The following is a 12301-nucleotide window of genomic DNA, read 5'->3' on the forward strand; positions in this document are numbered from 1 at the left end:
CCGATGAGGGGAGGTGGCGCTACGCCACCGCCTTCACGCGCGTGGAGATCCAGGCGCCGAGCCGTTCCAGCGCGCCGTCGAGGATTTCGTCGCGCTTCGAGAAGCAGAAGCGCACGAAGGTCGCCGGGGCGTTGCCATCATAGAAGGCGGAGACCGGAACCGCTGTCACGCCGGCCTCCACCGTCATGCGCTGGCAGATCTCGGCATCGCTGCCGGAGAGGCCGAGCGGCGCGAAATCGGCGGTGACGAAATAGGTGCCGGCGCAGGGCACGACGCCGAAGCCGAGCGCCGACAGCCCGGCCGCGAGGCGGTCGCGCTTCTTCTTCAGGTCGCCGGCAAGGCCCGCATAGTAGGAATCGTCCTTGCCGAGGCCATAGGCCACCGCCTGCTGCAGCGCCGCCGGCGTCGTGAAGGTGGTGAACTGGTGCGCCTTGGCGATCGGGTCGAGCAGGCGCGGCGTCGCGGTGACATAGCCGACCTTCCAGCCGGTCAGCGAGAAGGTCTTGCCGGCCGAGCCGATGCGGATGGCGCGCTCGCGCATTCCGGGCAGCGTCATCAGCGGGATGTGTTCGCGGCCGTCGAAGACGATGTGCTCGTAGACCTCGTCGCAGATCGCATAGGCGTCGTGGCGCACGCAGAGTTCGGCGATGAAGGTCAGCTCGTCGCGCGTGAACACCTTGGCGGCCGGGTTCATCGGATTGTTGATGAGGATCGCCTTGGTCCGGTCCGAGAAGGCGGCGGCCAACGCGCCGGTGTCGAGTTCCCAATGCGGCGGCGTCACGCGCACCAGTTTCGGGATGCCGCCGGCGCGGCGGATCATCGGCAGGTAGCAGTCATAGAGCGGCTCGATCACGACGATCTCGTCGCCGGGCTCGATGATCGCGGTGAAGATGTCGGCAAGCGCCTCGGTGGCGCCCGAGGTGACCAGAACCTCGGTCTTCCAGTCGATGTCGAGACCGTAGAAGCGCTTGTTGGCGGCGGCGACGGCCTGGCGGAGCGCCGGCACGCCCATCATCGGCGGATACTGGTTCGGCCCTGCGATCAGCGCCTCGGCCGCCGCGCGCCGCACGTCCTCCGGTCCGTCGACATCGGGAAAGCCCTGGCCGAGATTGATCGAGCCGTGCTCGATCGCGAGCCGCGACATTACTTCGAAGATGGTGGTGGGAAGGCCGGTAAAGACGGGATTGGTCGGTTTCATAGGGAACTCCACTCGGCGCGGACATTATGGCGCGTGCTTCGCCGGCGCAAGCAATCGCGTGCCATCGAAGCGCCTTCGGGCGAGGCGGAATTTCTCCCGTCCGCGTCGGCCGTCGTCGTCATCGACGATTTTTATCGAGCTCGCTGAAACTGTTTTGGCGTTGCGCCGTATAGGTGTGTGGAAGAACGCTTCGGAACCAATCCATAAAGGCCATGATCTGTATAGGCATGAGGCTCGCACCCCGGTCGTGCGATCTTCGGCAAGTGTATCCCGTTGCCTGATCCTGGTTTTATTGGCGGCTCCGTGACGCGGCTTCGGAAAAGCTGGATGTGCATCGACGTTCGGGGAGGCCCCCGACGCGACAGGAGGAAGATTGATGTCCCGATTTGCCAAGATCGTTCGTGCCGCCGCAATTGCCGCCATCGCGCTCGGCGGCGCCACCATGACGACGACCCCCGTCATCGCCAAGACCGTGATGGTCGGCGGCGCGCCGATGTATCCGAACAAGAATATCGTCGAAAACGCGGTCAATTCGAAGGATCACACCACGCTGGTCGCCGCCGTGAAGGCCGCCGGCCTGGTCGATACGCTGGCGGGGCCGGGGCCGTTCACCGTGTTCGCGCCGACCAATGAAGCTTTCGCGAAGCTGCCGGCCGGCACGGTCGACACCCTCCTGAAGCCGGCCAACAAGGACAAGCTGACCGCCGTGCTGACCTATCATGTCGTTCCCGGCAAGATTTCCGCCGCCGACATCATGAAGGCAGCCAAGAAGATGAACGGCATGGCCGAATACAAGACCGTGCAGGGCGAGCCGCTCAAGTTCCAGGTCGACGGCAAGAAGATCTGGGTCATCGACGCCAAGGGCGACAAGGCGCGCATCACCATCGCCGACGTCAACCAGTCGAACGGCGTGATCCACGTCATCAACACGGTGCTGATACCCTGATCGCCGCTCCCCGCGAACCCGGCCGCGGCCGGGTTCGCGGGCGAGGCCGATGCGGCAGCCCGATCAAACTCTCGTGCTGCTGAAACCTTTCCGGCCATCGCCGCGTAACACTCACAGACGGTTGGCGATCCGCCCCAACTCCCGGCATTCGCCCGCCTCCCTCCGCGCAGCGCGCTTCCGCGAGCCGCGCACCGGGCACCGTTCCGGAGGCCGCCCCGCCCGCCGGAACGGTGTCCGGATTCATGATACCCTTCAGCCACCCCATGACGTCCGTCGCCCTCGCGCCGCCCATCCGTCTAGGCACGACAAAAGGTCCGGACGATCGCGTCGCCCGGATCGTCGATGCGATGGGGCAGGCGTCGCGGGATCAGTAGGTGAGCATGGGCGGCAGTTCTTTCGCCTGCTCGATCCAGCTTTCGACCAGCTTTTCCGACGGCAGCTGGCGCACCAGCTTCCGGGTGGCGTTGATCTCGACCATCTTAGCGGTGAGATTGTCGGCCCGGCGCATCTTCAGTTCCTTGACCGTGTCGACGCCGGCCGCTTCCAGCAGCTCGGAATATTCTTCCGCCACGCCCTTGATGCGCATCAGGTCGGCCATGTTGGCCCATTTCAGGATCTTGTGCTCGTCGATGCCGGATTTCTCGGCGAGTGCCTTGCGCCCCTTTGGATCCTTGGCCAGCTCCAGCAACGCGCCGGTCGTGCGAATGCCGGCCGTCGCGAGCTTCTCGGCGAAGACAGGACCGATGCCTTCGATATCTAGGATGGGGTAAGACATTCTCGAACTCTCCTGAGCGAATCCCAAGTGCTGGAAGTCTAGACTTGGATGTTCGCCCGGACGTTGCGTCATGGCAAGCCGTCTTGTCGCCGGAAGATTGCGCCGCACGGGCGGGGGTCTATAAGGTCGATTGTGCCTTCCGATCCTCGGAGGGGCGACGTGGGGAATGTGTCGATGCCGATGCTGGAAGCGGACAAGATCTATCTCGGGACAAGCGACAAGCCGGAATATCTCCTGCTCGGCCTCGCCAACCGGCATGGACTGGTCACGGGCGCCACCGGCACCGGCAAGACGGTGACGCTGCAGGTGATGGCGCAGGGCTTCTCCGATGCCGGCGTGCCGGTGTTCTGCGCCGACGTGAAGGGCGATCTCTCCGGCATTGCCGAGGTGGGCGAGCCGAAGGATTTCCTGCTGAAGCGCGCCGAGGAGATCGGTTTCGCGGATGAATACAAGTTCAGCGCCTGCCCGACAGTGTTCTGGGATCTGTTCGGCCAGCAGGGACACCCGATCCGCACCACGGTGAGCGAGATGGGGCCGCTGCTGCTGGCGCGGCTGATGAACCTGAACGACACGCAGGAGGGCGTGCTCACCATCGCCTTCCGCGTCGCCGACGAGCAGGGGCTGCTGCTGCTCGACCTGAAGGACCTGCGCGCCATGCTCGGCTTCATGGCCGAGAATGCCGACACCATCCAGGCGAAGTACGGCAACGTCACCAAGGCCTCGGTCGGGGCGATCCAGCGCCAGCTTCTGGTGCTGGAGAACCAGGGCGGCGACGCCTTCTTCGGCGAGCCGGCGCTCAACATCGCCGACCTGATGCGCACGACGATCGACGGTCGCGGCATGGTCAACGTGCTCGCCGCCGACAAGCTCATGAGCTCGCCGCGCCTCTACGCGACCTTCCTGCTCTGGCTGCTGTCCGAACTGTTCGAGGTGCTGCCCGAGGTCGGCGACCCGGCCAAGCCGCGTCTCGTCTTCTTCTTCGACGAGGCGCATCTGCTGTTCGATGAAGCGCCCAAGGCCTTGCTCGAAAAGGTCGAGCAGGTGGTGAAGCTGATCCGTTCGAAGGGCGTCGGCGTCTATTTCGTCACCCAGAACCCGCTTGACGTGCCGGACAGCGTACTGTCGCAGCTCGGCAACCGCGTCCAGCATGCGCTGCGCGCCTACACGCCGCGCGACCAGAAGGCGGTCAAGGTCGCGGCCGACACGTTCCGGCCCAATCCGGCCTTCAAGACCATGGACGTCATCACCCAGCTCGGCGTCGGCGAGGCGCTGGTCTCGACGCTGGAGCCGAAGGGCGTGCCCAGCATCGTCGCACGTACCTTCATCCGCCCGCCATCCTCGCGCATCGGCCCGGTGACGGAGGCGGAGCGCCGTCAGATCATCGCCGCGAGCCCGATCGGCATCGCCTATGACAAGACGATCGACCGCGAGTCGGCCTACGAGATCCTGGGCCGCCAGGCCGAGGCCAATGCCCCGGCCGAAGCCGATGCCGCCCCGGCGCAGGGATCCGCCGGCGGCTTCGACGTCGGCAGCATCCTCGGCTCGCTGCTCGGCACCAACAAGAAGCGCGGCGAGCGCTTCACGGCGACGCAGCGCGTCGCCCGCGAAGTGACGCGCACCGTCACCAACCGCGTGGCGGGCGACGTCGCCGCCAATATCGGCAAGAGCGTCGCCGGCTCGATCGGCGGCTCGGTCGGCCGTTCGATCGTGCGCGGCGTCCTCGGCAGCATTCTCCGCCCACGCTGAGCGGTGCATCGTCCGAAGGCAGGCACAAAAAATCCCCGGCGCCGAAACGCCGGGGATTTCTTTTTGGGGCGTGACGCGCCGGATCAGGCGGCGGCGAGCAGGCCTTCGGCCTCGAGCGCAGCCTTCACCGCCGGACGGGCGGCGACGCGGTCGAAATAGGCGTCGAGCGTCGGGCCGAGCTCGAACTTGAACCCCTTGGCCCAGCGCAGCACCGTGAACAGGTAGCCGTCGGCGGCGCTGAAATCATCACCCATCAGGTAGGGCTTGTCGCCGAGCGCCTTCGTCAGATAGTCGAGCCGCAGCGCCAGGCGCTGGCGGAAGCTCTGCTTGGCTTCGTCGTTCACGGCCGGGTTGAAGAACGGGCTGAAGCCCTTGTGCAGCTCGGTGGCGATGAAGGCGAGCCAGTCCATCAGCTGGTAGCGCTCGGGCGTGCCGAGGGCGGGCGCGAGCGTGGAGCCGGGCGCGAGGTCGGCGATCATCTGCACGATCACGGGGCCTTCCGCGACCACGCGGCCGTCGTCGAGCTGCAGCGCCGGCACATAGCCGCGCGGGTTGATCGCCTTGTAGTCGGCGCCGCTTTCCGTGGTCTTGGCGCGCAGGTCCACCTTTTCCATGGTGAAGGGGAGGCCGGCTTCGCGGAGCGCGATATGGGGCGACAGCGAGCAGGCGCCCGGAGCGTAGTACAGCTTCATGCAACTCTTCCTGGGGAGGGGCCATCTGTTCCAGAAGACGGCCCTGCGGTGGGAACGGTTTCTAAGGTGGGCTTTGCAACAGCGTCGCGCAATGCGTCTTTTGGCGTTCGCCGTGTCCACCGGCTATTGCCTTTTCTTTTGCGGGATGCAGGCGTATCAGGAGCCCTTCTCGCGCGTGCCAGCGCGCGCTCATTGCCCGGAGCCCGCTCGTGTCCGATCGCCTCGCCGACGTCCTCGCCCATATCGACGCCGATATCGAAAACAGCCTCGATCGCCTTTTCAAGCTGATCCGCGTCGAGAGCATCTCGACCGATCCCGCCTATGCCGGCGCCTGCCGCGAGGCGGCCGAGATGATCGCCGCCGACCTCGCTTCGATCGGCTTCGACGCCAGCGCCCGTCCGACCGCCGGGCATCCGATGGTCGTCGGTCACCAGGACGGCGGCAAGGGACCGCGCGCCCTGTTCTATGGCCACTACGACGTGCAGCCGGTCGACCCGCTCGATCTCTGGGAAACCGCGCCCTTTGAGCCGCGCATCGTCACCGCCGCCGACGGCACCAAGCAGATCGTCGCGCGCGGCACCTCGGACGACAAGGGCCAGCTGATGACCTTCATCGAGGCGTTCCGCGCCTGGAAGGCGGTCACGGGCAAGCTGCCGATCCCCGTCTCGATCCTGCTGGAGGGCGAAGAGGAATCGGGCGGCGCCAATCTCGTGCCGTTCATGAAGGCCAACAAGGACGAGCTCGCAGCCGATTTCGCCTTCGTCTGCGACACGAACATGTGGGACGCCGAGACGCCGGCCGTCACCACCATGCTGCGCGGCCTCGTCGGCGAGGAGATCACCATCACCGCCGCCTCGCGCGACCTGCATTCCGGCATGTATGGCGGCGCGGCGAGCAATCCGATCCACGTCCTCGTCTCGATCCTCGACGGGCTGCGCGACGAGAACGGCCGCGTCACGCTGCCGGGCTTCTATGACGGCGTCGGCGAGATCCCCGACAGCATCCGCCAGCAGTGGCAGTCGCTCGGCTTCGATCCCGAGAAGTTCCTCGGCGAGGTCGGTCTTTCCGTGCCGGCGGGCGAGGTCGACCGCAGCGTGCTGGAGAAGATCTGGGCGCGGCCGACCTGCGAGGTCAACGGCATCTCCGGCGGCTATACCGGCAAGGGCTTCAAGACGGTGATCGCCTCGCAGGCCTTCGCCAAGGTCTCCTTCCGCCTCGTCGACAAGCAGGACCCGGACAAGATCCGCGCCGCCTTCCGCGCCTATGTGCAGTCGAAGCTGCCGGCCGATTGCACGGTCGAGTTCACGCCGCATGGCGGCTCGCCGGGCATCCGCCTCTCGGCCGAGAACCCGGCGCTGGTGAAGACGCGCGCGGCGCTGACCAACGAATGGGGCCATGAATGCGTCGTCGTCGGCTCCGGCGGCTCGATCCCGGTCGCCGGCGACTTCAAGACCGTGCTCGGCCTCGACGCGCTGATGGTCGGCTTCGCGCAGGAGAACGACCGCATCCATTCGCCGAACGAGAAGTACAATCTCTCCTCGTTCCATGGCGGCATCCGTTCCTGGGCGCGCATTCTCGCCGCCCTGTCCGAGGAGAGCACTTCGTGAAGATCTGCGTCTTCTGCGGTTCGAGCGCCGGCTTCCGCCCGGACTATCGCGAGGCGGCGGTGGCGCTCGGGCGCGCCATTGCCGAACGCGGCGCCGCGCTCGTCTATGGCGGCTCCAAGGTCGGCCTGATGGGAGCGGTCGCCGATGCGGCGCTCATGGCCGGCGGCGAGGTGATCGGCGTCATCCCGACGGCGCTACGCGACAAGGAGATCGCCCATCCCGGCCTGACGCAATTGCACGTCGTCGGCTCGATGCATGAGCGCAAGCAGATGATGGCCGATCTTTCGACCGGCTTCGTGGCGCTTCCCGGCGGCCTCGGCACGCTGGAGGAACTGTTCGAGATCTGGACCTGGGGCCAGCTCGGCTATCACAAGAAGCCGGTCGGCCTGCTCGACGTCGCCAATTTCTACGAGAAGCTGGACGCCTTCCTCGATCACACGGTCGAGGCCGGCTTCGTGCGCGCCGAGCATCGCGACATGCTGATCGTCGACGACAACCCGGTCACCCTGCTCGACCGCTACGAGAACTACCAGCCGGTGGCACTGGCGAAATGGATCGGCCCGACCGAGCGCTGATCCGCTAGGACAGAAGACGGACCCGCCGCGTCGCCAGATGGGCGCGGATCGCGGGGTCGTTCGAGAGGTCGATCGCCCGCTCATAGGCGAGGAGCGCCTCGTCCCGGGCTTCGGGGGCGTCGGCTCGGGCGAGCAGCTCCGCGCGGGCTGCCCAGTAGGGCTGATAGGCGGCGACGCGGGCGGGCTCGATCTCGTCAAGGAGACGGAGCCCGGCTTCGGCACCGTCGGCCTCTGCCGTCGCTGTCGCGCGGGCGACGGCGACGCCAAGCACGGGTGCGTGGCGAAACAGGGCGTCGTAAAGGCTGGCGATCGTCGCCATGTCGGGCGCACCGGTGAGCCTGCGGCCGACATGGGCCGACTGAATCGCCGCTTCGAGCTGGTATCGCCCGGTCTGGCCGAATCGCCCGGCGCGCCGCAGCGTCGCCTCGGCCTCGTTCAAAAATTGGCTCGACCAGCGAGCGGGATCCTGGTCGGCCAGCGGCACGTAGCCGTCGTCAGGCTTGCGGCGGGCCGCCCGGCGCGCTTCGAGATGCAACATGAGCGCGAGCAGCCCCAGCGCTTCGGGCTGATCCGGCAGCAGTTCGTTCAGCATGCGGCCGAGCCAGATCGCTTCCGACGCCAGATCGTCCGGCCGCGCATCGCCGGCCAGGCCTTCCCATCCGCTGCCATAGGCGGTGTAGATCGCGTCGAGAACGGGCGCGAGGCGCCCGGCGAGGTCCCGCTGGTCCGGCAGTTCGAAGCCGATGCCGGCGTCGCGGATCTTCACCTTGGCGCGCGTCAGCCGCCGTGCCATGGCATCGGGCGAGATGACGAAGGCGGCGGCAATGCGCGCGGCATCGAGGCCGAGAACGCTCTGCAGCATCAGCGCCGCATGCATCGACGGATCGATCGCCGGATGGGCGCAGACGAAGAGAAGCTTCAGGCGTTCGTCCGGAAAATGGGGAATCGCAGGATCGACTTCGGCGGAGAGCTCGGTTAGCACCGCCAGTGAGTGCGCCACCGCCGTGCCCGTCGCCTTGCGGCGGGCACGGTCGACCAGGCGCCGGCGTGCGACGGCGACAAGCCAGGCCTCCGGCTGATCCGGTATTCCCTGGTCCGGCCAGCTTTCGAGCGCCGCGACGATCGCATCTGCCAGCGCATCTTCGGCGGCGGCGATGTCGCGATCGCGAGCGGAGAGGATGGCGACAAGGCGGCCATAGCTTTCGCGGACCGCATGTTCGATCGACTGCGTCGCCATGGGAACTCTCCGCCCGTGCGGCCCCTTACATCCGGGGCAGGGTCGGCCGCACCTCGACGCCGCCATAGGGCGCGCACGGCGCCTTCGTCGCCCAGCCGAGTGCTGCGTCGATATCGGCGACCTCGATCACGAAGAAGCCGGCGAGCTGCTCCTTCGTGTCGGCGAACGGACCGTCCTGGATCTGCGAACTGCCGCCGCGGATCCGGAGCGAGGTCGCGGTCTGCGGGCCGAGCAGTCCTTCGCCGCCGCGCACGATGCCGGCCGCGCTGATCTCGTCGACATAAGTCTTCCAGGCGCCCCAATAGGCCTGCGTCTCGGGGCCGTGATCACGCGTGGTGAACTGCGCCTCGGTTTCATAGAAGAGCAAAGCGTATTGCATGGCCGTCCCTGTATCGTTCGAAAAGCGGGACCATTCCCGTCCTTCACGACAATGTCGTCGGACGATCGACGATTCGGACATTCGGCGGGAAAAAATCTCAGGGCTTGCTCGCTGCCACCGGCGGCACCTGTTTCAGATATTCGCCGATCGCCTCGCGGTCCGCCGCCGGCAGCTTCGCCATGTTGCGCTGGACCTCGGCCATCGTGCCGCCGATCGAATCGAAATCCGGCGTGAAGCCGGTCTCGAGCGCGCTGGCGATGTCACCGGCGCTCCAGTCGCCGAGGCCGCCCGGGCCTGAGGTGATGTCGGGAACGCGCCCCTTGCCGGAGGGATCCGGCGCGCCGCCGAGCGCCTGGCTCCTGTCGAGCCCGCCGAGCGCCGTGCGCGGCGTGTGGCACTCGTTGCAGTGGCCGGGCCCCTCGACCAGATAGGCGCCATGATTGACCGCCTCGCTCTTGGCCGGGTCCGGCTTGAAGGTCTCGCCGTCGAGATAGAGCAGCTTCCACAGTCCGATGCCGCGCCGGATCGAGAACGGGAAGGGCAGGTCGTGCGGCTGGTTCGCGGTCGCATCGGTCGGCAGCGTGTCGAGATAGGCCTTCAGGTCGAGCAGGTCCGGCACGGTCATGCGCTGGTACGAGGTATAGGGAAAGGCCGGGTAGAGGTGCGAGCCGTCCGGCGCGATGCCCCGCTTCATCGCGTTGATGAAATCGAGCGTGCTCCAGTTGCCGATGCCATGCGCCTTGTCCGGCGAGATGTTGGGCGCGTGGAAGGTGCCGAACGGGGAGGTGATCGCCACCCCGCCGGAAAGCTTGAGCAGATCGTCGCCGGCGGCCCCCGGCGCGGCGTGGCACGACGCGCAGCCGCCCGCCCAGAACAGCCGCTCGCCCTTGGCCGCGTCGCCCGGCTTGTCGGGCAGCACGGCGGCGCTGAGCGGCTGCGGCGCGGTCATGAACCAGAACGCCGCCGCAGCGACGGCTGCGGCGGCGACGAGGACGAGGGCGGCCGAACGAAACCGCACGGTCAGGATTTCTTGATGCGGAATTTCTCGTGGCAGCTCTGGCAGCTGGCGCCGACTTCGCCGGCCGATGCCTTGATGGCATCGAGCCCGCCCGCGGCGGCAGCGGCGCCGGCGGTCGCGGCGGCTCCCATTTTCGCGGCGATCGCCTCGAAGCCGGCCTTGTCCTGCCAGATCGCCGGCGAGGCGGTGGTCTTGCCCTGGTCCGAGCCCTCCGGGAACAGGGTTGGGAAAGTCTTGATGTCGGCGGCGATCTTCTCGAAAGCCGCCTGGGCCGCCGCCGCGTCATACGGCGTCTTTCCCTGCACCATCTGGAAGATCGTCTTGGCGGCGCCGGCATTGTCCTTCATCAGCGCCTGGCGCTGGGCGATGACGTCGTCGGCGCCATGGGCGAGGCCCGCGGCTCCCAGCGTCAGGGCCAGTCCGGCCAGTATGATCTTGAATTGCATCGACAATCCTCCGTTGTGGTGTTCGGAATCGTTCCAACTGTCGCGACGAACGATGACAGGGGCAAGTCGGAAGGCGGTGCGGTCACGCAAATATGATCGCCTTTCCAGCGTGTTGGCGCACGCGGGTTCGCTGCCGCCGGCCCGGATCGAAAACCGCATACCTTTGATTGTGCATCCGGGTGGAGACGAGTTGCCGGACGACCCGGCGCTGCCTATGTTGCGTTCGGAACCTTCCCGCCGGGACGTCGTTTTTCCGACGAGTCCCACCCCACCGACATGGTCGATAGGAGTCTCCCATGGCTTTCGAACTTCCGCCGCTGCCGTACGACTACGAGGCGCTCGCGCCCTTCATGTCGAAGGAAACCCTCGAGTACCATCACGACAAGCATCACCAGGCCTATGTCACCAACGGCAACAACCTGCTGAAGGACTCGGGCCTCGAGGGCAAGAGCCTGGAAGAGATCGTCAAGGAGAGCTACGGCAAGAACGCCGGCCTCTTCAACAATGCCGGCCAGCACTACAACCACCTCCATTTCTGGAACTGGCTGAAGAAGGACGGCGGCGGCAAGAAGCTCCCGGCCAAGCTGCAGGCGGCGATCGACAGCGACCTCGGCGGCTATGACAAGTTCCGCACCGATTTCATCGCCGCCGGCACGACGCAGTTCGGCTCCGGCTGGGCCTGGGTCGCGGTCAAGGATGGCAAGCTCGCCATCTCCAAGACCCCGAACGGCGAGAACCCGCTCGTCCACGGCGCGACCCCGATCCTCGGCGTCGACGTCTGGGAGCACTCCTATTACATCGACTACCGCAACGCCCGCCCGAAGTACCTCGAGGCGTTCGTCGACAACCTGATCAACTGGGACTACGTCCTGGAGCTCTACGAGAAGGCTGTCTGATCCGGCGTCCGGATCGGTCCACGGAAACCCCGGCCTCGCGCCGGGGTTTTTCATTTTCAGGGCGCCGGGATCAGGCGGCGAGGCCGGCCTGCGTCAGCCATTCGCGCATCAGCGCGTGGGCGCGCCGCGCGAGCGCCGGACCATGCCCGGCGGCGTCGCGGCGCAGCGCCGGGATGTCGATGCCGGCGGCGGCCAGCTCGGCCGCGTGACCGATCAGCCAGCGCTCGAAGCGCGGCCCGGTATCCGCCTCGGGATGGAACTGCAGGGCGAGGATGGAGGGGCCGAGCGAAAAGGCCTGCTGCGGGCAGGGAGCCGTCGAGGCGAGATGCACGGCGCCGTCCGGCAGCTCATAGGTGTCGCCGTGCCAATGCAGCACTGGCCCGCCCTCGAGATGGCGCAGCGGACTGGCCGCACCGGCCTCCGTCAGCGTCACCGGCGCGAAGCCGATCTCCTTGACGCCGGACGGAAACACCCGCTTGCCGAGCGCCGCCGCCATCAGCTGCGCGCCGAGGCAGAGCCCGAGCGTCGGCCGTCCGGCCGCAAGGCGGCGGGCGATGAAGTCGCGCTCCGCCTTCAGGAACGGATAGGTCTCGTCCTCATAGACGCCGATCGGTCCGCCGAGCACCACCAGCAGGTCGGGCGCGAGCGGGTCGCCGGCCAGGAAATCCGCGTCGCCGGCATCGCGATAGGTGAGGGTGAAGCCTGCATCGGCAAGCGCCGGCGCGAACACGCCAAGATCCTCGAACTGGACATGGCGGAGCGCCAGGGCTGTCTTCGGCATCGTCT

General features: G+C 67.0%; 13 protein-coding genes. 5 read left to right on the plus strand and 8 right to left on the minus strand.

The window, feature by feature from the left end:
- Window positions 1-19: 19 nt before the first annotated feature.
- Complete coding sequence (locus tag WFK98_RS04565) at window positions 20-1198, minus strand: aminotransferase (protein WP_336799410.1); 1179 nt, start codon at window positions 1196-1198, stop codon at window positions 20-22.
- 376 nt (window positions 1199-1574) lie between these two features.
- Between WFK98_RS04565 and WFK98_RS04570 the strand changes: the two genes are divergently transcribed.
- Window positions 1575-2144 (plus strand): fasciclin domain-containing protein, encoded by a 570-nt coding sequence (locus tag WFK98_RS04570; protein ID WP_420909651.1) that lies wholly within the window; start codon window positions 1575-1577, stop codon window positions 2142-2144.
- A gap of 367 nt (window positions 2145-2511) precedes the next feature.
- On the opposite strand, the gene WFK98_RS04575 is transcribed toward WFK98_RS04570, so the two are convergent.
- Entirely contained in the window at window positions 2512-2919 is a 408-nt protein-coding gene (locus tag WFK98_RS04575; RefSeq protein ID WP_336799411.1) for a DUF4332 domain-containing protein, read from the minus strand.
- A 180-nt stretch (window positions 2920-3099) separates the two neighbouring features.
- Between WFK98_RS04575 and WFK98_RS04580 the strand changes: the two genes are divergently transcribed.
- Window positions 3100-4665 carry a helicase HerA-like C-terminal domain-containing protein gene (locus WFK98_RS04580; RefSeq protein ID WP_336799601.1) on the plus strand — a complete coding sequence of 522 codons (1566 nt, stop codon included), beginning with the start codon at window positions 3100-3102 and terminating at the stop codon, window positions 4663-4665.
- A gap of 83 nt (window positions 4666-4748) precedes the next feature.
- On the opposite strand, the gene gstA is transcribed toward WFK98_RS04580, so the two are convergent.
- Window positions 4749-5357: a glutathione transferase GstA gene (gene gstA / locus WFK98_RS04585; RefSeq protein ID WP_266341110.1), complete on the minus strand. Its 609-nt coding sequence runs from the start codon at window positions 5355-5357 to the stop codon at window positions 4749-4751.
- A gap of 209 nt (window positions 5358-5566) precedes the next feature.
- Here gstA and WFK98_RS04590 point away from each other — a divergent pair, with 209 nt between their 5' ends.
- Entirely contained in the window at window positions 5567-6964 is a 1398-nt protein-coding gene (locus WFK98_RS04590) for a M20/M25/M40 family metallo-hydrolase (protein ID WP_336799412.1), read from the plus strand.
- Window positions 6961-7539 carry a TIGR00730 family Rossman fold protein gene (locus tag WFK98_RS04595; protein ID WP_336799413.1) on the plus strand — a complete coding sequence of 193 codons (579 nt, stop codon included), beginning with the start codon at window positions 6961-6963 and terminating at the stop codon, window positions 7537-7539. Before WFK98_RS04590 ends, WFK98_RS04595 begins: the two co-directional genes overlap by 4 nt.
- A gap of 4 nt (window positions 7540-7543) precedes the next feature.
- Here WFK98_RS04595 and WFK98_RS04600 read toward each other — a convergent pair whose 3' ends face one another.
- The 4 genes from WFK98_RS04600 to WFK98_RS04615 all read right to left on the minus strand — a co-directional run bounded on the left by WFK98_RS04600 (window position 7544) and on the right by WFK98_RS04615 (window position 10619).
- Window positions 7544-8776, minus strand: a complete 1233-nt coding sequence (locus WFK98_RS04600) for an RNA polymerase sigma factor (RefSeq protein WP_336799414.1) — start codon at window positions 8774-8776, stop codon at window positions 7544-7546.
- 25 nt (window positions 8777-8801) lie between these two features.
- A complete protein-coding gene (locus tag WFK98_RS04605; RefSeq protein ID WP_266341114.1) occupies window positions 8802-9155 on the minus strand; it encodes a YciI family protein in 354 nt (117 codons plus the stop codon).
- Window positions 9156-9252: 97 nt separating this feature from the next.
- Complete coding sequence (locus WFK98_RS04610) at window positions 9253-10179, minus strand: c-type cytochrome (RefSeq protein ID WP_442907374.1); 927 nt, start codon at window positions 10177-10179, stop codon at window positions 9253-9255.
- Window positions 10176-10619 (minus strand): c-type cytochrome, encoded by a 444-nt coding sequence (locus tag WFK98_RS04615; RefSeq protein ID WP_266341116.1) that lies wholly within the window; start codon window positions 10617-10619, stop codon window positions 10176-10178. The genes WFK98_RS04610 and WFK98_RS04615 overlap by 4 nt, the downstream gene beginning before the upstream one ends.
- 296 nt (window positions 10620-10915) lie before the next feature.
- Between WFK98_RS04615 and WFK98_RS04620 the strand changes: the two genes are divergently transcribed.
- Window positions 10916-11515, plus strand: a complete 600-nt coding sequence (locus WFK98_RS04620; protein WP_266341117.1) for a superoxide dismutase — start codon at window positions 10916-10918, stop codon at window positions 11513-11515.
- Window positions 11516-11585: 70 nt separating this feature from the next.
- On the opposite strand, the gene WFK98_RS04625 is transcribed toward WFK98_RS04620, so the two are convergent.
- Window positions 11586-12296, minus strand: a complete 711-nt coding sequence (locus WFK98_RS04625; protein ID WP_336799416.1) for a glutamine amidotransferase — start codon at window positions 12294-12296, stop codon at window positions 11586-11588.
- Window positions 12297-12301 lie beyond the last annotated feature (5 nt).

Source organism: Kaistia sp. MMO-174 (assembly GCF_037147815.1).
GTDB classification, from domain to species: domain Bacteria; phylum Pseudomonadota; class Alphaproteobacteria; order Rhizobiales; family Kaistiaceae; genus Kaistia; species Kaistia nematophila.